Source organism: Micromonospora yongxingensis, from assembly GCF_052601155.1.
This window is the reverse complement of the sequence record NZ_JBQXEO010000004.1, coordinates 21838-43871: the sequence shown is the minus strand read 5'-3', so window position 1 is coordinate 43871 and position 22034 is coordinate 21838. Positions and strand designations below refer to the sequence as shown.

Genomic DNA, 22034 nt, shown 5'->3' with positions numbered 1-22034 from the left:
GGGACGTCGATTGAGTTACCAGACGGTAACGTGCGGATCAACGGATGTGAATGTGCTTCGGATCCTTGCGCGCGGGATGCAGAACCGCCCGGATCGGACGATCCGGGCGGCGGGGGTGGTGGTGGTGGTGGTGGTGGGCTCCGCGGCGTCAGCGGCTCGGTGGCAGCGCGTACCCGACGTAACCGCGGAACTCCAGTCGCCAGCCGGCCGGAACCAGCTTGGCGCACGCGGGCTGGCTGCCGGTGCAGACGATCGCCTCCACCGAGGCGGGGTCCGCCGGCGGTCGCTCCGGCAGCACCGACTGCAACGCCACCAGCTCCGGCGAGCGGCCGTCCGGGTGCCGCAGCAGCAGCCACCACGGGTACTCCCAGTTGTCGTTCTGCTGCACCAGCCCGATGCGGTGGGCGCCGCTGTCCCCGACCGCCGCCGCGGCCCAACGGAACTCGTCGGCCCACTGGGGACGACGCAGGAACCGGGTGTCCCAGTCGGAGGTGGTGAAGACCGAGCCGGCACCGACCAGCCGGCGCGGGAAGCCGTACGACAGCGCGAGCACCCCGGCCAGTGCCGAGGTGGCCAGCACGGTGACCGCCGCCAGCGTGGCCACCGACCGCCGCCCACGGCCGGTTCCGGGCCCGTCCGCCGGGACGGGGGCGTGGCGGCGGAAGAGCGCGTCCAGCCAGAGCCCGGCCAGCGGCACGGCGAGGACCAGGGCGTAGAGCAGCAGCCGGTTCCCCCACGGCTGCCACTTGATCATCGAGGTGTGCAGCAGCACGGTGACCAGCACCACCAGCGCGTACGCGCGCAGCGGCCCCGCCTGCCCGGGGTCGACCCGGCGCGGCCGGGCGAGCGCCACCACCGCGCCGATCAGTGCCAGCGCCCCGGCGAGCGGGAACGCCGCCCGGTCCTCGTCGGGATACCAGGCGGGCTCCGGAAAGATCTCCCGACCGAAGGTGATCGCTCGGTCCTGCGGGTCGACCCCGATCGCGTCCGCACCGCCGATGATCGCCTCGGCGCCGGCGCGGCGGAGCGGTGCCAACGGCGTGTCGAACGCCGTGTGCCCGATCCGCAGCGCGTTGACCAGGATCGACGGCGGATCGTGCCGTTCCATCGGGATCGACTCGCGCAGTCGGGGCGGCCCCAGCGGGTGCCCGAACTCGGCGGTCACCCGGGCCAGGAACGGGCCGACCACCACGGCCGCGACCAGCAGGATCAGCACCGAACCGCCGACCGTACGGGCCAGACCGCCAGTCGGCCGGCGGGCGGCCGGCGTGCCACGCGGCGTGTCGGTCAGGGCCAGTCGTAGCTGGGCCAACCCCCAGAGCACCAGCAGCGGGCCGACCGCGATCAGCCCGCTGGTCTTGGTCACCGCGGTCAAACCGGTGGCAGCGCCCAGCCCCAGCAGGGTGCCCCAGCCGGTCCGCCGGCGCAGCCCGTCCAGCACCAACGTCGCCGCGCAGGCCACCCACGCCGCGCAGACCAGGTCGGTCTGCGTGCTCGTCGCCTGCAGCACCACCATCGGCGTGCTGGCCACCACGAACGCCGTGATCAACTGTGCCCGCCGGCCGCCGCCGAGCTGCGCGGTGATCCGGGCGGCCACCAGCAGGCAGAGCACCCCGGCCGCCCACTGCACCAGGTTGTGCAGCTGGTCCCCGCCGGTGAGCAGCCGCAGGTGCAGCAGCAGATACTCGGCTCCGGGCGGGATGGTCACCTGCCGGTGGATGGCGGTGGGCCAGAAGTCCAGGTCGCCCTGCGCCACCCAGTGCTCCACCTTGGGCAGGTGGTACGTCTGCGAGTCGAAGTTGTTCGGCTCGGCCAGCAGCGCGACCAGCAGCTCCAGCAGGACCAGCCCGCCGACCGTGCCGGCGAGCAGCCGTTCGCCGCGACCCGCCGTACGCCAGGCGTCGGCCGCTCTGACGAGCAGGCCGGCGCGGACCGGCGCGGGGTCGTGCCCGCCCCCGGCACCGTCGGCGGTCGGGGCGGCCGGTTCCAGGCCGGTTCCGGCGGGCACCCCGGCGCCGACCGGCACCGGGCGCGGCGCCGCGGCCGGCGGCTGTGTGGGCCGCGCCCTCCGACGCCACCGCAGCCTCGCTGCCGTGGCCGCGCCGGCCAGGAAGAGCAGCCAGGCGGCGACGAACGCCGGTCGGGTCAGGGCGTGCAGCGCGCCGAGCACCTCGACGACGAGCACCGCGTACACGCCGGTGAGCAGGGCGGAACGCACCACGGCGAGCCGCAACGGCGCCACGGCGCCGACCGGCCTCGTCGCGACGGTGAGCAGGAGCACCGCGGCGGCGGGCACCACCGCGAGCAGAGAGCCGGCAGCCGACATGGCGGGAAGTAAACACCATCGCGCTGGACCCGCCACGCCGGCCGCCCGACGGTGCGGCACGCGTCGGGCTGACCAGCCAGGCTAGGCTATGCCCGACGTGTTGTCGCCACCGTGGAGATTCCCGTGAAGCTCTCGATCCTCATGCCGGTCTACAACGAGGAAGATCGCATCGCGGATGCCCTCAAGCAGGCATTGGCGGTGGACTATCCGTGCGAGATCGAGCTCGTGGTGGTCGACGACGGCAGCCGTGACGGCACCGGCGAAATCCTCGGTCGCGCCGACGACGCCCGCCTGCGGGTCATCACCCACCAGCGCAACGCCGGCAAGGGTGCGGCCATCAAGACGGCGGTCGACAGCGCCGAGGGCGACTACATGGTCATCCTCGACGCCGACCTGGAGTACGACCCGCAGGACATCCCCAAGCTGCTCGACCCGGTGCTCGACGGGCGGGCCACGGTGGTCTACGGCAATCGCACCTTCGGCAGCCACAGCGCCTACAGCTTCTGGTACGTGATGGGCAACAAGGGCGTCACGATGGCGGCCAACGTCCTGTTCAACTCGTACATCGGCGACCTGGAGACCTGCTTCAAGCTGATGCCGGTGGCGCTCTACCGGTCGCTGGAAGTGCGCTCGCGTGGCTTCGGCATGGAGGCCGAGGTGACCGGCAAGCTGCTGCGCCGCCGCATCCGCCCGTACGAGGTGCCGATCAGTTACCGCGCGCGTGGCCGGGAAGAGGGCAAGAAGATCACCTGGAAGGACGGCGTCGAGGCGATCTGGATCCTCGGCCGGGAGCGCGCACGCCGTCGTCCCGTCCCGTCCGCCCGCTGACGACGGTCCTCGCGCCAGCCGGATAGCCTATGAGTTGAAGTCGACTTCAACTCAAGGACCCGGTGATGCAGGAATCCCTGACGATCGGCGAGCTGTCCGTCCGCTCCGGCGTCGCGCCGTCGGCGCTGCGCTACTACGAGCGACTCGGTCTGATCCGCGCCGACCGCACCGGCGGCAACCAGCGCCGGTACGCCCGCGCCGAACTGCGGCGGGTCGCCTTCATCCGGATCTCCCAGCAGGTCGGCGTCTCCCTGGACGAGATCCGTGAGGCACTGGAATCGCTGCCCGACGCCCGCACCCCCAGCCCTCAGGACTGGGCGCGGCTCTCCGCCAGTTGGCGGGGCCGGCTGGACGAGAAGATCCGGTTGCTCAGCAAGCTCCGCGACGACCTCGACGGCTGTATCGGCTGCGGCTGCCTGTCCATGCAGCGCTGCACCCTCTACAACCCGGGGGACGCTCTGGCCGGCGAGGGCCCCGGTGCCCGCCTGATGCTGCCCCGGCCGGCGGCCGACGAGGTCGCCTGACCTCGCCCACCCGCGTCACCCGACGGTGAGCAGCACCTTGCCGAGGTGGTCGCTCGACTCGACCAGCCGGTGCGCCTCCGCCGCCTCGCTCATCGGCAGCCGCCGGTCCACCACCGGTTGGATCATGCCGGCCTCCACCAACGGCCACACCTCGTCCCGTACGCCCCGGACGATCTCCGCCTTCTCCGCCAGCGGCCGGGCGCGCAGCGAGGTCGCCGCCACGGTGGCCCGCTTGGTCAACAACGCCCCGAGGTTCAGCTCGGCCTTGCGACCACCCTGCAACCCGATCACCATGAGCCGGCCGCCGGTGGCCAGCGCGTCGACGTTCCGGCCCAGGTAGGAGGCGCCCATGATGTCGAGGATGACGTCGGCGCCGTGGCCACCGGTGACCCGCCTGACCTCCTCGACGAAGTCCTCCTCGCGGTAGTCGATCGTGTGCGCGGCGCCCAACTCGCGTAGCCGGGGGTGCTTGGCGGCCCGAGCGGTTGCCAGGACCGTGGCGCCGAGGGCAGCGCCGAGCTGGATCGCGAAGGTGCCGATCCCGCTGCCTCCGCCGTGCACCAGCAGCGTGTCACCCGAGCCGAGCCGGCCCAGCCGGACCACGTTCGACCAGACCGTGCACGCCACCTCCGGCAGCGCGGCGGCATCGACCGGGTCGCAGGCCGGCACCGGCAGCAGCTGCCCGGCGGGCACGGCGACCTTCTCGGCGTACCCTCCGCCGGCCAGCAGCGCGCAGACCTGCTGCCCGACGGCCCACTCGGCCACCTCCGGGCCGACCGCGCTGATCACCCCGGAGCACTCCAACCCGAGGTATTCGGGCGCGCCCTGCGGCGGCGGGTAGTGGCCCTGCCGTTGCAGAAGGTCGGCACGGTTGACCCCGGCGGCCCGTACGTCGACGATCACCTCGTCCGGGCCGGGCTCCGGGTCGGGCACCTCGGCCCAGACCAGCGCTTCGGGTCCACCGGGCTGCGGAACGGTGATGGCTCGCATGGGCTCAGTCTTACCCGATGCCGCCGAGGGCCGCAGGCGCACCCCGTTCGCCGCGACGACCACTGTGGAGGGCCGGACCGGCATGATCGGCCTGATCGGGGAGGGACACCGGGCCGCCGGCCGAGTGCCGTGGCAGACTATGCACGGCCGTTCACCCACGGGTGGCGGCCCAGGAGGGTTCGCCTAGTGGCCGATGGCGCTGGTCTTGAAAACCGGTAAGGGGGCAACCTCTTCGTGGGTTCGAATCCCACACCCTCCGCTCCTTCACCCGGCAGTCAGGTCGTCTGGGTCTCGCCTGCGTCTGGACACCGCCTCGTAGCCGACGAGAATGGCGAGGAACGCCGTGAGCAGGCCGAGAGCGACCAGACCGGGCAGAAAGCGGCCGGCGGGAAGCAACAGCAGCGCCGCAGCGGGGGCGACGAGTTGTCCCGGTGTGACGGACCGGACGCTGAGACTCAGGAAGACCGCCCGGCCCGCGAGGTACAGGGCGGTCCCACCGAAGAGCGCGACGGTCGGGGTCCAGTCCAGGCGCAGCCCGGCGGTGTCGTGGGACTGCTCGTGCGCCAGGCGGGCGAGCACCTGCTCGACTCCCAACGCCACGTAGATGGTTCCGGCGACCAGCGGAAAGTGGGCGATGCTGTAGGCGTTGGCGGCCAGCCGGCCGCGTCGTGGCCCGGACTCCGCCCTCAGCACCTTGCCGGCGGTCGCCGCGCTGTCGGAGTACAACCGGTACAGGCACACGGTGACGGTGAGGGTGAGTAGTGCGGCCAGCAGGATCGGTCGACGGGTCATCTCCACACCGACCCCGGCGCCGACCGAGACCAGAGACTCGCCGAGCGCGATGATCAGCACGAGGCTGTGGCGCTCCGTGAAGTGGTCCGGACTGCGTACCGGCCAGCCGCTCAGGACGGAGGCGACCACTCCGCCGGCCAGGTCGACGGCGAGCGCCGCCGTCCAGAGCAGGACCTGCGCGGTGCCGCCGAACACGGCACCGAGGACGAGCGGGACCCAGGCCAGCGCGGTCGAGAGAGTGTAGAGGCGAATGGTCCTGCGCAGGCGCAGGTTGCCCTCCGCAGCCCAGTAGTAGAGGGCCAGGTGGATCACCCGCACCACGATGTAGGCCAGGACCAGGATCAGCCGCGGCTCCACGGTTCCCTCGCCGGATTGCCAGACGTCGGGGATGACGAGGGCGGCGAGAAAGACGGCTGCCATGGCGAGGGTGGTCCCGGCGCGGATCAGCCCGACGTCGATGCGGGCGTAGTTTCCCAGCCAGGAGTAGACCAGCCAGGAGATCCACAGCAACAGCAGAACGACAAGCCCCTGGGTCAGGGTCATCGGCGTGGGCCGCGCGCTCATGAACTCGGTGACCCTGATGAGAGCGAAGACGAACACCAGGTCGAAGAAGATCTCGAACAGGGTCGTCCGGTGTGTCTCCGCCGTCACCACCGCCCGTGACCTGCCGATCCGCCCCATCAGCTCATCTTCACCGTTCGCCGTGTCGCGCCTGCGACGATCAACGGGACTCCGGGCGATGTTCCGGCGGTGGAGGCTGTCACTCCGGCGGGTCGGTGGACCGCCGGTTCTGCGCGATCTTCTCGTCGGCCAGCCGCTCGATCGCGCGCCGGCGCTCGTCGGCGACCGCCCGCTCGTCCGGCTTCCGCACAGCGGTGACCAGGGCGACCAGGAAGTCGCGCCACATGCCTGCCAAAGAATTCCCCTCGTGGAAGGTTGCGGATGACAACGCTAGTGCGGACGGCGTGATCGTGGACACCGGGTACTTCCGGTCGTCCGGCACCCTCCGACGGGGTATGAAGGGGCAGGAATCTCCGCACACCGGAAGGACGCGCTCCCGATGACACTGGAACGACCGATCGCCCCGGACCCGTACGAGCTGCTGCCGACGGTGCCCTCGTTCACCCTGACCAGTGACGACGTGCAGAACGGCGAGCCGATGGACGTCCGGCACGCACACGGCAGCACCGGTGGTGAGAACATCTCTCCGCAGCTGAGCTGGTCGGACTTCCCGGCCGAGACGAAGAGCTTCACCGTGACCTGCTACGACCCCGACGCACCGACCGGCAGCGGCTTCTGGCACTGGGTGCTGGTGAACGTGCCGGTCGACGTCACGCAGCTGCCCACCGGCGCTGGTGGCGCGGCGGGCACCGACCTGGGCGGGGCGTTCTCGGTCCGCAACGACTACGGCGAGCAGGGCTACGGCGGAGCGGCTCCGCCGGCCGGTGACCGTCCGCACCGGTACGTCTTCGCGGTGCACGCCCTGGACGTCGACCGCCTGGACGTGACGCCCGACGCCACCCCCGCGTACGTCGGCTTCAATCTGACGTTCCACACCCTGGCCCGAGCCGTCATCCGCCCCACCCACCAGATCAAGGCCTGACACCTCCTCGCCCACCGCGATCTTGCACTTACTGTTCCGACAGGCCCGGCAGACGGGTCGTGAGGGGCCGGAAGTGCAAGATCGCGGGGTGAGGGGTGCGGGCCGGGTCAGGCGGGGACGCGGGCGACGGCGAAGACGGACTGGCCGAACGGCGGGCGGACGCGCTGCTCGGCGGCCTTGGTGGCGGGGAGTACGACGGTGTCGTACACCTTCACCATCGGACCCTCCTTCGGCATCAGCCGGAAGACCTTGGTGGCCATGAAGTAGCCGATGAGGCCCAGCGCGTTGGCGTAGTGGATCTTCTCGACGGTCAGCCCGGCCTCGGTCATCGCCGCCTGGAGGGTCTTCTTCGTGTAGCGGCGCACGTGACCGGTGGCGATGTCGGCCGGGCTCATCGCGAACTGGAACGCCGGCACGATGATGATCACCGCCCCGCCGGGCCGGACCAGGTCGCGCATGCTGCGCAGCGCGTCGACGTGGTCCTCGATGTGCTCCAGCACGTTGTACGAGACCGCCGCGCTGTAGTCGCCCCGGTCGTTGTGCGGCAGGAGCATCTCCCGGACGTCGATGTTGGGCTGGTCGGCGAGGCGCTCCTTGAGCTGCACCAACCGGTCCGGATCGGCCTCCGTGGCGGTGAACCGGGGCAGCCGCCGCGACCATTCCAGTGCGTAGTCACCGAGACCGCTGCCGATCTCGATCGGGTCGTCACCGAGGTACGGCACCGCCAGTTCGACGAACCAGCGGCGGTGGTTGACAGCGGTTGCCAGGCCCTCCAGAACCTCGGACTGGACGCGCTGATCCCCAGTGATTTCTGCCATGCGTCGATTCCTCACGATATGAACTCGACCCGTGCCTGGACCGACAGAGTGAATCATCCGCTGGGACGGCAGAAGAATCGGGGCAGCGGGGTAGCCGAATTGCGGTCGGGGGTGGGCACGTGATCGGCGGTCGGCGAACCCGGCACATAGTACGGCAGTACCCCGAAACATGTCACGGCGCCGCCATACGCTGACTACCCTATGAATTGTCATGACTACTCCTGAACCGGACGCGCCCGGCGACGGCCCGGCCACGGCGACGCCGGTGGAGGGGGCCGGCGGCGTACGCCTACGCCGCAACGGAAAGTGGGCGGATCTGCCCGCCCTGCTGAGCTTTGTGGTGCTCGGCTTCTGGGTCACCGGGCGGCTCTGGCTGGAGCCGGGCAGCGCGGTGCGGGACAACCGCACGGATCAATCGCAGTTCGAATGGATGATGGCGCACGGTGCACGGGTCATCACGCATTTCGCATACCCGTTCCATTCGGACCGGATGAACGTGCCGGACGGCGTCAATCTGATGGCTAATACGTCCGTATTATCCATTTCGCTGCCAATGACACCTGTCACCCTGCTGCTCGGGCCCCGCGCGGCATTCCTGCTGTTTCTGACCGCCGGAATGATTGCCACCGCCGTGGCCTGGTACTTCCTGCTCTCCCGCGTTCTGATCGGTTCTCGCGGGCCGGCCTGGCTGGGTGCCGGCTTCTGCGCCTTCGCGCCGGCCATGGTGTCGCACGCCAATGGGCACCCGAACATCGTGTCGCAGTTCGTGGTCCCACTGATCATCTGGCGCACCCTGCGGCTCGGTGAGCCGGGCCGGTGGCTGCGCAACGGGGTGCTCCTGGCGCTGGTGATCGTCTGGCAGGCGTTCCTCAACCTGGAGATCCTCCTGATGACGGCGATCGGGCTGGGCGTGATCGTCGGCGCGCTCGCCCTCGGCCGCCCCGCCCTGCGGTCGCAGACCCGGACCTTCCTCGCCGGCCTGGGCGTGGCCGCCGGAGTCGCCGGGCTGCTGCTGGCGTACCCCCTGTACGTCCAGTTCTTCGGGCCCGGCGCCTACGCCGGGCTGCCCCGCCTGATCCGCGGCTACTCCAGCGACCTCGCCTCGTTCGTGGCGTACTCCCGAGAATCACTCGCCGGCAACGCGCGGACGGCGGCAAACCTGGCCAAGAACCCGACCGAGGAGAACAGCTTCTTCGGCTGGTCCCTGCTGGTGCTGGTGGTCGCCCTGGTGTGGTGGATGCGGCGCTCGGTCGTGGTGCTCGCGCTGGCCGCCCTCGGGCTGCTCTTCGCGGTGCTCTCGCTCGGCCGGGAGGTCGACCTCGCCGGCCGCGACACCGGTGTGCCGGGGCCCTGGGCGGTGCTGGAGAACCTGCCGATCCTGCACTCGGTGGTGCCGACCCGGTGGGCGTTGGCGATCACCCCGATCATCGGGCTGCTGCTCGCCTACGGCGCCGAGCGCGCCCGTGAGGTGGCACGGTCGGCACCGACCGCCCGGCGGCAGATCCACTTCGCCACCGCCACCGTGCTCACCATGGCCCTGCTGCCGATCCTGCCCACCCCGCTTCCCGTGGCCCGCCTCGACCCGGTTCCCGCCTTCGTGACCGGTGGGGCCTGGCGGCCGTACGTGGCTGGTGGGCGCAGCGTGGTCACGCTGCCGCTGCCGGACACCAACTACGCCGAACCGCTGCGGTGGTCGGCGGCGACCCGGCTGGACATGCCGCTGGCCCGGGGCTACTTCCTCGGCCCGGACACCCGGCCCAGAGCGGAGGCGCCGCGGATCGCGCTGTTCGGCGCACCGCCCCGTCCCACCAGCAGCTTCTTCGCCACCATCCGGCGCACCGGTGCCGTGCCGCCGATCACCCCGCAGAGCCGCGTGAAGGCGGTCGACGACCTGCGCTACTGGCGGGCGGGCGTGGTGATTCTCGGCCCGCACGAGCACGAGGCGGCGCTGCGGCGGGGGATGACCGAGCTGACGGGGATCCGGCCGGTCTTCACCGGCGGAGTGTGGGTGTGGGACGTCCGGTCGTTGACCGACTGAGCGGGGCTCAGCCCTGGCGGACGCAGCAGCCCTGGCAGACCTTCGGGCTGGGCAGGGTGAAGGCGAGACAGCAGGTACGCCGCTGCACGCTCGGCTCACCGGTCGGGCCCGGCACCAGCTCGACCAGGTCCGCCAGATCGAGCGCACCGAGCAGGGTGTCGATGGTCTGCACCGTGGAGCCGGGCAGCCCGTCCGCGGCGCGGAGGATGCCGTGCGAGATGCCGGAGGCGACCGAGCCGAGCAGCGTCCGCGTGCCCACGCGGACCTCCGTCTGGATCGCCGCGATGAGCGGTGCCAGGTGGGCGTCGAGCAGCGAGGCGCGCAGCACGGCCAGCAGCTCCGCCTCGCCGGCGACGACCCGTACCTCCGGGTGGCCGGCGAGCGCCAGCGGGTCGCTCGGCAGCACCGCCACGGTGGTGCTGCGGCGTAGGCCCAGGGTGAGCAGCGGCCGGTGGTCCTCGAAGTGGATCAGCACGTCGGACGGGTCGAGCAGCGGCACCCGCCGGGCCGAGGCCCAGCCGAGCACCACCGGCAGCGCCGTCCAGTAGCTGTACGACTTCCAGGCCAGCGCGGCGCAGGCGTGCGGCGTGCCGCCCCAGCGCAGGGTGGCAGCGTGCAGCAGCTCCGGCAGCCGGCTGCCGTCGATCAGGGTGGTGGCGGGCGCCCAGCCGAACTCGTCGTCGACCAGCAGGCCCCGCGCGAGGCCGGGCAGGTCGTCGGTGCCGAACATGGCGCGCAGCGCCGCGGTGACGGGGGCGAGCGGCGTGGCGGACACGTCCCGCCTCGGCATCACCGCTGTCACCGTGTCATCCCCCGTCTGCGTGACCGAGGAGCTGACCTCGGCGGACGACCGTGCGTCCTGAGCTAAGGCTAGCCTAACCACGCCCGCAGGTCTAAGGGAAGCCTCACCTCAGTCTGATCGGGAGCTCCAGGTCACTGCCGCTCCCGGTGGAGCAGGCTCCGCGCCCCGGCGTACTACCCCGCTTCTGCCCGGGGAAACGCCGGCGCAGCATCGATGAACATCGGTGGATTGTCAAGCGATGTGTCGGCAAGGTGCCATATGCGTGTGCGCGCCGGCACGGAACGTGAAACTGATACTCCCGGCCACGAGGAAGCCGATGACGACAACACCCCTCGAACGGGCTGCCGATTCCTTCGCGGCCGAACTCGCCCGCCAGCGGACCGGGCGGGGGTTGTCCAAGAAGCAGTTGGCCATCCTGATGGGGTTCGACCCGTCCTACGTCAGCCACGTCGAGGGGCGCCGGCACCGCCCGACCGAGGACTTCGCCCGCCGTGCCGAGGCCGTCCTGGAGGCCAGCGGCGCGATCTGGCAGCGCTTCCGGGAGTACGACGAGCTGCGCCACGCGCGCCCCGCTCAGACGCACCGCGAGCCGCACCTGCCCGGCCAGTGGCTGCCACCGGGCACCGGCCTCGTCGTCGAACGGGAGCTGGCCACCCTCACCCACACCGAGGACGCCTACCGGTGCGTCATCCACCGCGAGCTGTACAACGCCGGCACCGAGCCGGTCACCCGCTACCTGGTCCGGGTAGCCGTCGACCGCTACCCGAACGACCCCGGCCGCTCCAACCGGCACCACCGGGAGCACCCGCTGACCTTCGCCGAGCTGCAACTGCAGGCCCGCCGGGTCGACGGCGGCGGCGACCCGGAGGCGATGCACTGGCGGGCCAAACACGACCGGGACGCGTTCAAGGAGATCTGGCTGCTCTTCGAGAACGGTGAGCGGCGGTTCCCGCTCTACCCGGGCGACCGGGCCACCATCGAGTACGCGTACAGCGTCGGGCAGGAGAAGTGGGGTCCCTGGTTCCAGCGGGCGGTCCGCCTACCCACCCAGCGGCTCGCCGTACGCCTGGACCTGCCGGCGGCGCTCGACCCGCAGGTCTGGGGCGTGGAGACCTCGCTCTCGGCGGAGGAGGGCCCCCTGCGGACGGCGCCGCAGCGACGCGACGAGGGCGACCGGGCGATCTTCGACTGGCACACCGACGACCCGCCGCTGAACGCCCGCTACCGCATGCAGTGGCGTTTCCGCGCCCGACCGGAGACCGACCCGGACGTCGGCCCCGGCGGCGCCCGCGTCCGGCCCAGCGACCGGATGCGCGGCATCGGCATCGTGCAGCGCGGCGACGACCTGCTCCGCCAGCGCTGCCGCCCGTTCGACCTGCCCGGCGAGGAAACGGTGGCCCGGGACGTGGTCGACCGGCTCAGCACGGCCCTGGCCCGGCTGGACGAGCTGCACCCGTTCAGCAAGGGGGTCGGCATCGCCGCCCCGCAGCTCGGCATCGGTCGGGCGGTGGCCGTGGTCCGGCCACCCGACCGTTCGGCGGAGCCTGTCGTGCTGCTCAACCCCCGGGTGGTCGACGCCTCACCGGACAGCGACGAGCAGTACGAGGGCTGCCTCTCCTACTTCGACCACCGCGGTCTGGTGCCCCGGCCGCTGCGACTGGACGTGGAGCACGCCCAGTGGGACGGCAGCCGGGTCATCACCTCGTTCGAGTTCGGCATGGCCCGACTGGTCGCGCACGAGATCGACCACCTTGAGGGCCGGCTCTACGTCGACCGGATGGCGCCCGGCGTGCCGCTGGTGCCGGTGGAGGAGTACCGCGAGACCGGGCACCCCTGGCGCTACTGACGCCGAGGGACCGGGGCGCGTGCCCCAGGGGGCAGGGGCACGCGCCCCGGTGTGGGGGGAGGAACGACTAGAGGTCACCGAAGGTGTCGTACCGGATGTGCGGCGGTGGCACCTCGTCGGCGGCCAGCACCCGCAGCGTGGACCGGACCATCTGGGCCGAGCCGGAGACGTAGCAGTCGTGCGTGGTCCACGGGCCGTACCGGGCCACCACGTCCGGGATGTCACCCAGCTCGCCGTCGAAGTCCGGCTCCTCGCTGCACGCCGCCGTGACGGACAACCACGGATGTACGGCGACCAGCTCCTGCAACCCGGCCAGGCCGTACAGGTCCGCCGCCTGCCGGGCGCCGTAGAAGACGTGCACCCACCGGGTCCGGTTGTACGAGGCCAACTCCTCCACCAGAGCCTTGATCGGTGCCAACCCGACCCCACCGGCCACGCAGAGGATGTCCCGCTCGGAGGAGCGGTCGAGGGTCATCGACCCCATCGGCGCGGCCAGCCGCAGCAGGTCACCAGGGCGCACCCGCCGGACCAGCGCGCCGGACACCCAGCCGGCCCCGGGTGCCCGCACGTGGAACTCCAGCACGTTGTCGTCGTTCGGGGCGTTCGCCACCGAGTACGTCCGCCACACCCGAGGGTGGTGGCGGGGCACCTCCAGGCTGACGTACTGGCCGGCACGCCAGGGCAGTGGATGCTGCAACGCCCGGCAGGTCAGCACGGCGGTGTCCGGGCCGTACCGCTCGTGGGTCAGCACCTCGGCGTGCCAGAACGGCGGGTTGTCGTCGTCCGCCGCCCCGGCCACCATCTTCGCGGCGATCGCCGCGTAGGCGTCCCGCCACGCCTGGTCGTACTCCAGGTTCCAGCCGTCACCGGCGGTGCTGCGCAGTGCGTCCAGCAGCGCGACGCCCATCGTCGCGTAGTGCTGCTCGTCGACGTGGTACTTGCGGTGGTCGCGACCCAGCGCCCGGAGGAACTCGTCGAAGCTCTCCGGGTCGTCCACGGTGTGGATCGCCGTGATGATCGCTTCCAGCAGGCGGTCGCCCTGGCCGGTCATCTGCACCGGGAAGAGCTGCCGCAGGGCGGGGTCGAGCAGGAACAGCCGGGCGTAGAAGTGGCCGCTCAGCCGGTCCCGGTGCTCCTCGACCAGGGTCCAGCTCTCCTTCAACAAACGCGCGACGTCGTCCACGGGGCGCTCCCTTCTCCAGACGGCAGCGGATCGGGCGCCCATAGAATCTCCACGGAGAGTGCCCACCGGTCGCACAGAATGTGCGATCGGTTCATGCCGCCCGATCGGCCGTGCCACCGGCGTCGCCCGTCGGGCAGAGTGGTGCGGTGACCGTTGAGCTGACCCGCCCGGTGTCCCGCCGGCTGCTGGGGACCGAGACGCTGCTGGTCCTCGGCCTCTCCCTCGGCCAGTCCGCGGTCTACGCGGTGGTCTCGATCATCGCGAAGCTGACCGCTGACGGTCCGCTCTCCAAGCAGACCGCAGCGCTCAACACCTCGGCGTCGGCCCGCCCCTGGCTGGACCTGACGTACCAGCTGCTCGGCATCGCCTTCGCGCTGCTGCCGGTGCTGCTCGCCGTACACCTGCTCAGCCGCGACCCCGGCGACCCGGCGCGGGCCCTCGGCCTGGACGCCCGGCGGCCCGGTCAGGACCTGGCCCGCGGTGCCGGCCTGGCCGCGCTGATCGGCCTGCCCGGGCTGGCCCTGTTCTGGGTGGCGGCCCAGCTCGGCGTCAACGCCACGCTGGTGCCGGCCTCGCTGCCCGACGTCTGGTGGGCGGTGCCGGTGCTGATCCTCGCCGCCGTGCAGAACGCCGTGCTGGAGGAGGTGATCGTGGTCGGCTACCTGGTCACCCGGCTGCGCCAGCTCCACTGGAGGCTCGCCACGATCATCGCGGCCAGCGCCCTGCTTCGCGGCTCATACCACCTCTACCAGGGCTTCGGCGCGTTCGTCGGCAACGCGGTGATGGGCGTCGTGTTCAGCCTCTTCTACCTGCGCACCCGGCGGGTGATGCCGCTGGTCATCGCGCACACCCTGCTCGACGTGGTCGCCTTCGTCGGGTACGCGCTGCTGCCGAAGGAGTGGTTCGACTGGCTCTGACCGGTCAGCCGGCCGCCGGCTCGGCCGGGCTCCGCCGGTAGACGGCCACCGCCCGCGCCGCCAGCCGGTCGGCCGCCGCCGCGTCACCGAGCGCCGCGGCGAGCACCGCCGCCCCCGGCAACAGCCGGGACGCCAGCCGCAACGCCAACCAGCCGCCGGCCTGCGCCGTCAACGGTGCGGCCAGCCGCCACGCCGCCTCCGCCGCCCGCGCCCACGTCCCGTCGGCCGGGTCGTCCGCGACCTGCGCGGCAGCCAACGCGTCACGCGCGCTCGCCACATCCGGATGCACCTGGGTGAGCACCAGCAACTCGGCCGCCCGGTCCGGATGCGCCGGATCCCGGCCGTACGCCGCCGCCAGGTGCAGCACCAGGTTCGCGTGGGTCCAGAGCACCGAGGCCAGCTCGGCCACCGGCGCGAAGAGCCCCGCCAGCGCGGCGGCTCCCCCGCCCGCGCCCGCCGAACGGACGAACCGCCGGGTCGCCAGCCGGGCCAGGCCGTCGGCCGGAGCGTCCGGGTATCGGGCACGGAGCCGCTCGGCCCAGTCGGCCGCACCGGGGCCGAGCGACCGCACGGCGGCGAGGGCCAGCAGCTCCGGGGCGAAGCCGGGGTGGTCGAGCAGTCGCGCGGTGACCGCCCGCAGCTCCGATTCGGGGGTACGCGCCAGAGCCGGCGCGGTGTCCCGCCGGTCCGGGACGGCTGGCTGTTCCGCCGGTTGGGCGGGAGTCTGGGGCACGACTGCGGTCGAGGTCTGCTCGGGCGGGGTTTCCGGTGCGGGGGCGGGGACCGCCTTCTTCGGCGCGGTCTTCCGGGCGGACGCCGCTCGCTTGGTCGGGCTCGCGGTGCGCTTGGTGGGGGTCGCGGCCGAGGCCGCGGTGCGCTTGGTGGGGGTCGCCGTCGGGGCGGTCGGGGCCGCGTCGGCCGGCGGTGCTGTCGTGGCGGACGCCTCGGCCGACGCGCCGGCGGCCTTCCTCGCGACGGCCTTGCGAGCGGGAGTGGTCCGGCTCGCCCGGGTCTTCGGTGTCCGGTTCGCCGGCTGCTCCGAGCCGGCCTCGGGTGCCGGCCCGTTCGCCGGAGCCGCCGCTGAGCTGACCGGGCCGGTGGGCTCGGCACTGCCCGGCTGCTCGACGCCCGCCGCCGGCGCGTCCGGCCGCTCTGTGCCGGCTGCCGGTACATCTGGCTGATCGACCTCGGATCTGCCGCTCCCGGCCATTGGCGGGCGGACCGGCTGCCGGGGCAGCGGAAGGTCCGGGTCCGGAGGCTGGAAGAGCACCGCCGGCGCTGCCTTGGCGCGTCGAGCGCGCTGGCCGTTCGGGGTGACCGGGGTCACTGCCGCCCCGGACGCCGCCTCCTCCACGGACTGCTCGGTGATCTCCGCGGACTGCTCGGGGATCGGCGGCGTGAAGGTCGCCCGTGGTGGGCGCCGACGCGCACGGTCAGCAGGCTCTCGGCGGGTCGGCTCGCTCGGCGGCTGCTCCTGCATATCGATGGAGCGTAGTACCGATCACGCCGGCGCACAGCGGGAAAACACGGGAGCCGGCAGCCTCGGTGGGCGTACCCCGGAAGTCGTTTTGCCCCCGGCGGCTGGCGACCTGTATCCTCGGGCGCGGTGGTCTGCGGGCCACCAGGGAGACTTCGCCTAGTCTGGTCTATGGCGCCGCACTGCTAATGCGGTTGGGGTCTTAAAGCCCCTCCCGGGTTCGAATCCCGGAGTCTCCGCGCGAAAGCCGGGTGTGTACACTGGCTGAGCACCTGCGCCCGTAGCTCAATGGATAGAGCATCTGACTACGGATCAGAAGGTTAGGGGTTCGAGTCCCTTCGGGCGCACAGCAGATCAAGGGCCGTTTCGGGAAACCGGAGCGGCCCTCTCTCATGCTGGTACCTCGCGTCACCAGGTTATGTCTCGCGGATCTTGATGGCCCGGGGCGACGATCGATCGGACGTTCGCTCCCGTGTCGCCGGCTGCCCGTCCCATTCCGTCGATAGCATCCCCCGATGCCGACCGAGATTGTCTTCGAAACGCACTCGTGGAGCGAGGACAACGACCGGGGTCTTGCCAGCGGGTGGCTACCGGGCCAGTTGTCTTCCAGAGGACGAGCATTGGCAGCCGAGGTCGGCCAGCGCAGACGAAGTGACGGCATCGAGGCGGTGTTCGTCTCTGACCTGCGCCGGGCTGTGGAGACGGCCGACATAGCCTTCTCGGGAACCGCGATCCCCGTCCTGCACGATTGGCGCCTGCGGGAGTGTGACTACGGGGAGCGTAACGGCATGCCGTCCGCCGAGCTGCACGAGCGGCGCGGCCGGCACCTGGACCGTCCCTACCCAGGTGGTGAGAACTGGCGACAGGCCGTGCACCGGGTCGGGCGCTTTCTCGATGACCTGTCGCTGCGGTGGACGGGCCGGCGAATCCTGGTGATCGGGCACGTCGCCACCCGGTGGGGACTCGACCACTGGATAGACGGAGTCCGGCTGGAGGACCTGGTTGACGCCGACTTCGCCTGGCGTGAGGGCTGGGAGTACCGGATGACGGACCACCAGGATCCGCGAATCGGCCCCTAGTTCAGTCAGGCAGGTCGGCGATCCGGGTCGACAGTTCGCGCAGCAACGCGAGTTCGTCGGGACTCAGGTGATCGAGGAAGCGTGCGCGTACGGAGACGACATGGTGCGGGGCGGCCTCGTCCAGCACCCGGAAGCCTTCGTCGGTCAGGAGCAGGATGCAGCCTCGCGCGTCCTGTGGATCGGGCTCCTTGTCGATGAGTCCCCGGGCCTGCATGCGGGCTGCGTGATGGGACAGTCGGCTGCGCGACCACTCCATCTTGGCGGCGAGGTCCTTGAGCGCCCACCGCCGGTTCGGCTTCTCCGACAGCGTGCTCAGCACCTCGTAGTCAGCCGGTGACAGCCCTGAGTCGCGGGCCAGGTCCTGGCTGAGCCGTGCCGGCAGCGCTATCAGCAGGCGCCGAAAAGCGCGCCAGGCTTGTTCCTCGTCCTCGCTCAGCCAGGCAGTGTCCACGCGGTCACCCTACACCTCGTTGACACGTCATAGAAAGGTCAGTTAATGTCTGTGACATGTCATCGAACGCACCGAACGCATCGAACACGCCACTGCACGTCATGGTCATCGTCGCCAGCACCCGCCCCGGACGGCTGGGACCAGCGATCGCCGACTGGTTCGTCCAGGCGACCCTTCCGGCGGCTGCGGCGGGCGGGGTCACTCTCGACGTCGCGGACCTGGCCGACATGGGACTGCCGCTGCTCGACGAGCCCGAGCATCCCTCCAGCGGCATCTACGTTCACGAGCACACCCGCGCGTGGAGCCGGAGGGTGGCCGCGGCTGACGCCTTCGTGGTGGTGACACCCGAGTACAACTACGGCATGCCAGCGGCACTGAAGAACGCCTTCGACTTCCTCTACCACGAGTGGGCGTGGAAGCCGGTGGGGTTCGTCAGCTACGGCAACACCTCGGCCGGCACCCGATCGGTACAGATGACCAAGCAGGTCGTCACCACCTTGAAGATGATGCCCATCGGCGCCACCGTCGCCCTGCGCATCGCCGACAGCACCCACAACGGACAGGTCCTCCAGTCCGCGGGACTCGACGAAGCCGGTCGCAGAATGCTGCTTGAGCTGACCCGGGTGGCCTCGGCGATGCGGCCTCTGCGCACCGCACCCGACAGCGACCCCACCAGCGTGTCCGGGCCGGTCGAAGGACTGACGCTGACCACCGCGCAGCCCGGCGACCTGGCCGAGCTGCTCGTGCTCCAGCGGTGCTGCTGGGTGCAGGAGGCCCTCGCGAACGACACCCTCGACCTGCCGCCGCTGACGGAGACACTCGACGACCTGCGCGAATCGATGTCGACCTGGCAGCTGTGGTGCGTACGCCGACACGGACGCCTGGTCGCAGCGGTCCGAGCCCGGGCACGTGAGAGCGCCTGGCTGATCGGTCGCCTCATGGTGGCTCCCGACCAGGCCGGAAACGGCATCGGCTCCTGGCTCCTCGCGTACGCCGAAGAGCGGGCCCCCGAGGAAACCGAGCGCTACGAACTGTTCACCGGCCACCGCAGCACGCGCAACATCAAGTTGTACGAACGCGCCGGCTACGCCCTCACCTACGCTGACGGCATCCCGGACGGCAGCGTCCACCTCACCAAACAGCGGCAATCGACCGCCGGCGCCAGGTGACAGCGCGCAGGGGATCTCTGTAGTTCATCCCTGCGTGAGACAGCCCGCTCGTGGAGAATCCGCAGTCGTGGCCCTCTATTTCTTCTGCCGGTGTCGCAGGCATCTCCCTCCGCCCCCGAAGCCGGAGTGGCCGGGTCAACGGCTCTACTCCCAGCTGCGGAAGTGTCCCCGCTGTCTCCGCACGTGGCGCCTGAGCGTGGGCTTGTACGGTGAGGGCCCCTACCGCTGGGAGCGGCTGCAGGACAGCTCGGGTGGCGCCTCCAGCTCCTGAACTAGGAACGATCCCAGGTTGGGAAGGCGCGCAGGTGATCCCGCAGGGCGCGTGCCACGTGTGCCATGACGGCCTCCGCGTCCGGCTGGTTGATCGCCGGCACCCGGGATTCGGTGAGGACGGCGACGGCGAACGTCTGTCCGTCGGCGTGTTCGACGACGCCGACCTCGTGGCGCAGGTTGAGCAGGGTGCCGGTCTTGGAGGACCACCGGGAAGCGTCCGACGTGAAGTCTGGTGCGAGGCGGTGGCGCTGGAGGCTGTTCCCCATCAGGTCGCGCAGGCGTACGGCGGTGGCGGGATGGAGCGTGGATGGTCTCCAGATCCCCTGGAGCAGGTCGACGAAGGCTCGCGCTGATCCGGTGTTGGCGCGGCCGACGTCGAGTTGGGCGACTGGATGCCCGTGCCCTGCGGTCGCCGCGTCGATGGCGAGGGAGTGCGCCAGGTGGGCGTCCACCGGGCCGAGGCGTTCGGCCGGCGTCTCGGTGAGGTCGCGGATGAGATGGCGTACGGCTATGCCGTCGAATCCCAGCCGTCGCAGTTCGGCGGCGACCGCGTCGGGGGGTGTGAGGGCGAAGAGAGCGTCCGCGGCGAGTCCGTCGCTGACTGACGTGCTGAGGTAGAGCAGGTCCTCCACCGCGACGGTGGCCGGATGACGGAACCTGCTCAGGCCGGTTGGTCCCGGCGTGGTGATCCGGCCCGGTGCCACCTGGATGGGTGCCGCCGGGTCGAGTTCGCCGCGTGCCACGCGCTCCAGCGTGGCGACCGCCAGGGGCACCTTCACCAGCGACGCGATGGGAAGTTCGACGTCGGTGTCGATGCCGATCTCCTCGCCGGAATCGAGGTCACGTACGAGAAACGACCCCCGTAGGCCCGCATCGTCGAGTTCCTCCCGGGCGCTGCGGATCACCTGCGCCGGGTTCACGCCGGCCGCCCGTCGTCGGCTGGGACGCCCAGGCAGCGTCCTATCCCGTGCAGCAGGCTGCGTAGCTGGTGGGCGTCCTCCCGGACTGCGGCGGCGATGTCGTAGCCACGCGTCAGGGGTGTCCCGCTGAGAGGCCGCCAGCGCAGGCCCAGCTCGTCAGCCTGATCGGGTGAACAGAGCAGGAGGTCGGTGGAGCCCAGGGTTGTGGCCGCGGCGTCGACGAGGGAGGGGGCCACCGCAACCTGCGCGGGTTGCAGCCCGACGGCCTGGCCCAGACGGGTCAGTGGGTCGCGGATGTGGGGCACGTCGTCCTCCGGCTGGATCCAGATTCGGGCGCGGCGCTCGGTGCTGCGGGCCCGGCCGGGACGGAGGGCATCCAGGAACACCGTCGGGGGTTCGGGATGAGTCTGACCGGCGAGCCCCAGCGGCACCTGCCAGGTGGCCTCGGCCGCCGGCACCGCGACGATCGCGGCACGGACGTCGAGGGTACGGCAGAGCTCCCGGCGCGCGGCCGGTCCGGCCTTCCTCAGGTCCAGGTGCAGGTGGTGCTTGCGGCCCTCGGCGACCAGGTGGGCGAGTGGCCGGGCAGCGCAGATCGCGGGTACGGCCAGTCGGAACGGACGCAGTCTGGCTCGCTCGGCGTCGTGCTTCATCGCGTCGGCGAGGTCGACGAGTCGCCTGGCCGAGGGCAGCATGTCGCGGCCGAACGGCGTCAGTGTGACGGCCCTGGACGACCGGTCGAACAGCCGGTCTCCGAGATGCTCCTCGAGGGCGGCGATCCGGCGGCTCGCGACCGACTGCGGGATGCGCGCGGCGGCGGCGCCCGCGGTGAAGCTGCCGTATCCGCTCACACTCACGAAGGCCCGGCAGGCCGCGACGACGTCCATGGCGAATCACTCTATGCCGGATCGGCATCAGTGCGACCATTTGTGTCTTGGACAGCATCACGCGACCGGTGCGATGGTTCCCACCAGTGCCTGCCGGTCAGCCGTACCGGTCCCACCGCCACCGAAAACCGGGAGATGCGTCATGACGACTTTTGCGACCCGACGGGCGACAGCCGCGATAGCCACGGCGATCGCGTTGGCTCCCCTCACCGCCTGTGTCACCGCCGATGCGCCCGCTGAGCCGACGCCGAGCACGGCGACCCCGACGGCCACGGTGCGGGAGTCGCCCGAGCGGGGGTTCGGTGAGCTGGAAACGGCGTTCGACGCGCGGCTCGGGGTCTACGCGATCGACACCGGCTCCGGCCGCACGGTCGAGCACCGAGCCGATGAGCGCTTCGCGTACGCGTCGACGTTCAAGGCGCTGGCCGCCGCGGCCGTTCTGGACAGCACGTCGGCCGCCGACCTCCAGCGGGTGGTCCGCTACAAGCAGGCCGACCTCGTCACCTACTCACCCGTCACCGAGAAGCACGTGGCCGACGGCATGCCCCTTCGCGACGTGGCCGACGCCGCTGTCCGCTACAGCGACAACACCGCCGGCAACCTGCTGCTGCGCCACCTCGGCGGCCCGCAGCGCTTCGAGGAGGCGCTACGGCAGATCGGTGACAGGACGACCGAGGCGGACCGCTACGAGACGGACCTCAACGAGGCCACGCCCGGCGACAGGCGGGACACGAGCGCCCCTCGGGCCCTCGCCACCGACCTGCGGGCGTACGCGGTCGGGGATGCCCTCGATCCCGCCGACCGGGACATCCTCAATGGACTGCTGCGGGGTAACACCACCGGCGCGGCACTCATCCGGGCCGGTGTCCCGACGGGCTGGGAGGTCGGGGACAAGACCGGTGCGGGCGGCTACGGCACCCGCAACGACATCGCGGTCATCTGGCCCCCCGACGGCGCGCCGATCGTGCTGGCCATCCTGTCCAGTCGTGACGGCAGGGACGACACCTACGACGACGCCCTCATCGCGCAGGCGGCGAAGCTCGCCATCACACACCTCCGTTGATCCGGTTCAGCCTCGGCCAATGCGGCGGCGGCCGCACCCGAGGTGGGA

20 protein-coding genes and 3 tRNA genes are annotated in these 22034 nt (G+C 71.4%); 12 read left to right on the top strand and 11 right to left on the bottom strand.

The features are described from left to right. Positions 1 to 148: 148 nt before the first annotated feature. Complete coding sequence (locus tag ACTWLT_RS07510; protein ID WP_445317682.1) at positions 149 to 2326, bottom strand: glycosyltransferase family 39 protein; 2178 nt, start codon at positions 2324 to 2326, stop codon at positions 149 to 151. Between the two features lie 123 nt (positions 2327 to 2449). Here ACTWLT_RS07510 and ACTWLT_RS07505 point away from each other — a divergent pair, with 123 nt between their 5' ends. Together ACTWLT_RS07505 and soxR are read left to right on the top strand one after the other, a co-directional pair. Next, positions 2450 to 3154 (top strand): glycosyltransferase family 2 protein, encoded by a 705-nt coding sequence (locus ACTWLT_RS07505; RefSeq protein WP_252416836.1) that lies wholly within the window; start codon positions 2450 to 2452, stop codon positions 3152 to 3154. 65 nt (positions 3155 to 3219) lie between these two features. Beyond that, positions 3220 to 3678 (top strand): redox-sensitive transcriptional activator SoxR, encoded by a 459-nt coding sequence (gene soxR, locus ACTWLT_RS07500; RefSeq protein ID WP_445317681.1) that lies wholly within the window; start codon positions 3220 to 3222, stop codon positions 3676 to 3678. A 15-nt stretch (positions 3679 to 3693) separates the two neighbouring features. Here the strand turns inward: soxR and ACTWLT_RS07495 are convergent, their stop codons facing one another. Beyond that, positions 3694 to 4668: an NAD(P)H-quinone oxidoreductase gene (locus ACTWLT_RS07495; RefSeq protein ID WP_445317680.1), complete on the bottom strand. Its 975-nt coding sequence runs from the start codon at positions 4666 to 4668 to the stop codon at positions 3694 to 3696. A 172-nt stretch (positions 4669 to 4840) separates the two neighbouring features. On the opposite strand from ACTWLT_RS07495, the gene ACTWLT_RS07490 reads away from it, so the two are divergent. Then, positions 4841 to 4927, top strand: a tRNA-Ser gene (locus ACTWLT_RS07490). Between the two features lie 5 nt (positions 4928 to 4932). Here ACTWLT_RS07490 and ACTWLT_RS07485 read toward each other — a convergent pair. Both ACTWLT_RS07485 and ACTWLT_RS07480 read right to left on the bottom strand, forming a co-directional pair. Next, positions 4933 to 6141, bottom strand: coding sequence for a low temperature requirement protein A (locus ACTWLT_RS07485; protein WP_445317679.1), 1209 nt, complete (start codon positions 6139 to 6141; stop codon positions 4933 to 4935). Between the two features lie 79 nt (positions 6142 to 6220). Next, entirely contained in the window at positions 6221 to 6367 is a 147-nt protein-coding gene (locus ACTWLT_RS07480) for a hypothetical protein (protein WP_445317678.1), read from the bottom strand. A gap of 153 nt (positions 6368 to 6520) precedes the next feature. On the opposite strand from ACTWLT_RS07480, the gene ACTWLT_RS07475 reads away from it, so the two are divergent. After that, positions 6521 to 7063: a YbhB/YbcL family Raf kinase inhibitor-like protein gene (locus ACTWLT_RS07475; RefSeq protein WP_252416831.1), complete on the top strand. Its 543-nt coding sequence runs from the start codon at positions 6521 to 6523 to the stop codon at positions 7061 to 7063. A 107-nt stretch (positions 7064 to 7170) separates the two neighbouring features. Here ACTWLT_RS07475 and ACTWLT_RS07470 read toward each other — a convergent pair whose 3' ends face one another. Next, on the bottom strand, positions 7171 to 7881 hold the full coding sequence (locus ACTWLT_RS07470) for a class I SAM-dependent methyltransferase (protein WP_445317677.1): 711 nt from the start codon (positions 7879 to 7881) through the stop codon (positions 7171 to 7173). A gap of 211 nt (positions 7882 to 8092) precedes the next feature. On the opposite strand from ACTWLT_RS07470, the gene ACTWLT_RS07465 reads away from it, so the two are divergent. After that, positions 8093 to 9919, top strand: a complete 1827-nt coding sequence (locus ACTWLT_RS07465) for a DUF6311 domain-containing protein (protein ID WP_445317676.1) — start codon at positions 8093 to 8095, stop codon at positions 9917 to 9919. 7 nt (positions 9920 to 9926) lie between these two features. Here ACTWLT_RS07465 and ACTWLT_RS07460 read toward each other — a convergent pair whose 3' ends face one another. Beyond that, on the bottom strand, positions 9927 to 10709 hold the full coding sequence (locus tag ACTWLT_RS07460) for a hypothetical protein (protein ID WP_445317839.1): 783 nt from the start codon (positions 10707 to 10709) through the stop codon (positions 9927 to 9929). Between the two features lie 328 nt (positions 10710 to 11037). Here ACTWLT_RS07460 and ACTWLT_RS07455 point away from each other — a divergent pair, with 328 nt between their 5' ends. Then, positions 11038 to 12567 carry a peptide deformylase gene (locus tag ACTWLT_RS07455; protein WP_445317675.1) on the top strand — a complete coding sequence of 510 codons (1530 nt, stop codon included), beginning with the start codon at positions 11038 to 11040 and terminating at the stop codon, positions 12565 to 12567. Positions 12568 to 12634: 67 nt separating this feature from the next. On the opposite strand, the gene ACTWLT_RS07450 is transcribed toward ACTWLT_RS07455, so the two are convergent. Next, positions 12635 to 13750: a globin domain-containing protein gene (locus ACTWLT_RS07450; RefSeq protein ID WP_252416827.1), complete on the bottom strand. Its 1116-nt coding sequence runs from the start codon at positions 13748 to 13750 to the stop codon at positions 12635 to 12637. A 146-nt stretch (positions 13751 to 13896) separates the two neighbouring features. Between ACTWLT_RS07450 and ACTWLT_RS07445 the strand changes: the two genes are divergently transcribed. Beyond that, positions 13897 to 14667: a CPBP family intramembrane glutamic endopeptidase gene (locus ACTWLT_RS07445; protein WP_445317674.1), complete on the top strand. Its 771-nt coding sequence runs from the start codon at positions 13897 to 13899 to the stop codon at positions 14665 to 14667. Positions 14668 to 14671: 4 nt separating this feature from the next. On the opposite strand, the gene ACTWLT_RS07440 is transcribed toward ACTWLT_RS07445, so the two are convergent. Next, positions 14672 to 16147 (bottom strand): hypothetical protein, encoded by a 1476-nt coding sequence (locus ACTWLT_RS07440; protein ID WP_445317673.1) that lies wholly within the window; start codon positions 16145 to 16147, stop codon positions 14672 to 14674. A 145-nt stretch (positions 16148 to 16292) separates the two neighbouring features. Here ACTWLT_RS07440 and ACTWLT_RS07435 point away from each other — a divergent pair. From ACTWLT_RS07435 to ACTWLT_RS07425, 3 genes are all read left to right on the top strand, one after another. Next, positions 16293 to 16383 (top strand) — tRNA-Ser (locus ACTWLT_RS07435). A gap of 35 nt (positions 16384 to 16418) precedes the next feature. Continuing rightward, a tRNA-Arg gene (locus ACTWLT_RS07430) sits at positions 16419 to 16491 on the top strand. Positions 16492 to 16659: 168 nt separating this feature from the next. Next, complete coding sequence (locus ACTWLT_RS07425) at positions 16660 to 17223, top strand: histidine phosphatase family protein (RefSeq protein WP_445317672.1); 564 nt, start codon at positions 16660 to 16662, stop codon at positions 17221 to 17223. A gap of 1 nt (position 17224) precedes the next feature. Here the strand turns inward: ACTWLT_RS07425 and ACTWLT_RS07420 are convergent, their stop codons facing one another. Further along, complete coding sequence (locus ACTWLT_RS07420; protein ID WP_445317671.1) at positions 17225 to 17674, bottom strand: MarR family winged helix-turn-helix transcriptional regulator; 450 nt, start codon at positions 17672 to 17674, stop codon at positions 17225 to 17227. A 101-nt stretch (positions 17675 to 17775) separates the two neighbouring features. On the opposite strand from ACTWLT_RS07420, the gene ACTWLT_RS07415 reads away from it, so the two are divergent. After that, positions 17776 to 18843, top strand: coding sequence for a GNAT family N-acetyltransferase (locus ACTWLT_RS07415; protein ID WP_445317838.1), 1068 nt, complete (start codon positions 17776 to 17778; stop codon positions 18841 to 18843). A gap of 272 nt (positions 18844 to 19115) precedes the next feature. Here ACTWLT_RS07415 and ACTWLT_RS07410 read toward each other — a convergent pair whose 3' ends face one another. Together ACTWLT_RS07410 and ACTWLT_RS07405 are read right to left on the bottom strand one after the other, a co-directional pair. Continuing rightward, entirely contained in the window at positions 19116 to 20036 is a 921-nt protein-coding gene (locus ACTWLT_RS07410; RefSeq protein WP_445317670.1) for a serine hydrolase, read from the bottom strand. Continuing rightward, on the bottom strand, positions 20033 to 20923 hold the full coding sequence (locus tag ACTWLT_RS07405) for a LysR family transcriptional regulator (RefSeq protein ID WP_445317669.1): 891 nt from the start codon (positions 20921 to 20923) through the stop codon (positions 20033 to 20035). Before ACTWLT_RS07405 ends, ACTWLT_RS07410 begins: the two co-directional genes overlap by 4 nt. Positions 20924 to 21065: 142 nt before the next feature. Here ACTWLT_RS07405 and bla point away from each other — a divergent pair, with 142 nt between their 5' ends. Next, a complete protein-coding gene (gene bla / locus ACTWLT_RS07400; RefSeq protein WP_445317668.1) occupies positions 21066 to 21986 on the top strand; it encodes a class A beta-lactamase in 921 nt (306 codons plus the stop codon). Positions 21987 to 22034: the final 48 nt, after the last annotated feature.

What these genes read in the sequence shown, in the direction of transcription:
- ACTWLT_RS07510 (WP_445317682.1), bottom strand. Translation starts at nt 2,326, where the DNA reads ATGTCGGCTGCCGGCTCTCTGCTCGCGGTGGTGCCCGCCGCCGCGGTG.
- soxR (WP_445317681.1), top strand. Translation starts at nt 3,220, where the DNA reads ATGCAGGAATCCCTGACGATCGGCGAGCTGTCCGTCCGCTCCGGCGTC.
- ACTWLT_RS07495 (WP_445317680.1), bottom strand. Translation starts at nt 4,668, where the DNA reads ATGCGAGCCATCACCGTTCCGCAGCCCGGTGGACCCGAAGCGCTGGTC.
- ACTWLT_RS07485 (WP_445317679.1), bottom strand. Translation starts at nt 6,141, where the DNA reads ATGGGGCGGATCGGCAGGTCACGGGCGGTGGTGACGGCGGAGACACAC.
- ACTWLT_RS07480 (WP_445317678.1), bottom strand. Translation starts at nt 6,367, where the DNA reads ATGTGGCGCGACTTCCTGGTCGCCCTGGTCACCGCTGTGCGGAAGCCG.
- ACTWLT_RS07475 (WP_252416831.1), top strand. Translation starts at nt 6,521, where the DNA reads ATGACACTGGAACGACCGATCGCCCCGGACCCGTACGAGCTGCTGCCG.
- ACTWLT_RS07470 (WP_445317677.1), bottom strand. Translation starts at nt 7,881, where the DNA reads ATGGCAGAAATCACTGGGGATCAGCGCGTCCAGTCCGAGGTTCTGGAG.
- ACTWLT_RS07465 (WP_445317676.1), top strand. Translation starts at nt 8,093, where the DNA reads ATGACTACTCCTGAACCGGACGCGCCCGGCGACGGCCCGGCCACGGCG.
- ACTWLT_RS07460 (WP_445317839.1), bottom strand. Translation starts at nt 10,709, where the DNA reads ATGCCGAGGCGGGACGTGTCCGCCACGCCGCTCGCCCCCGTCACCGCG.
- ACTWLT_RS07455 (WP_445317675.1), top strand. Translation starts at nt 11,038, where the DNA reads ATGACGACAACACCCCTCGAACGGGCTGCCGATTCCTTCGCGGCCGAA.
- ACTWLT_RS07440 (WP_445317673.1), bottom strand. Translation starts at nt 16,147, where the DNA reads ATGCAGGAGCAGCCGCCGAGCGAGCCGACCCGCCGAGAGCCTGCTGAC.
- ACTWLT_RS07425 (WP_445317672.1), top strand. Translation starts at nt 16,660, where the DNA reads ATGCCGACCGAGATTGTCTTCGAAACGCACTCGTGGAGCGAGGACAAC.
- ACTWLT_RS07415 (WP_445317838.1), top strand. Translation starts at nt 17,776, where the DNA reads ATGGTCATCGTCGCCAGCACCCGCCCCGGACGGCTGGGACCAGCGATC.
- ACTWLT_RS07405 (WP_445317669.1), bottom strand. Translation starts at nt 20,923, where the DNA reads ATGGACGTCGTCGCGGCCTGCCGGGCCTTCGTGAGTGTGAGCGGATAC.
- bla (WP_445317668.1), top strand. Translation starts at nt 21,066, where the DNA reads ATGACGACTTTTGCGACCCGACGGGCGACAGCCGCGATAGCCACGGCG.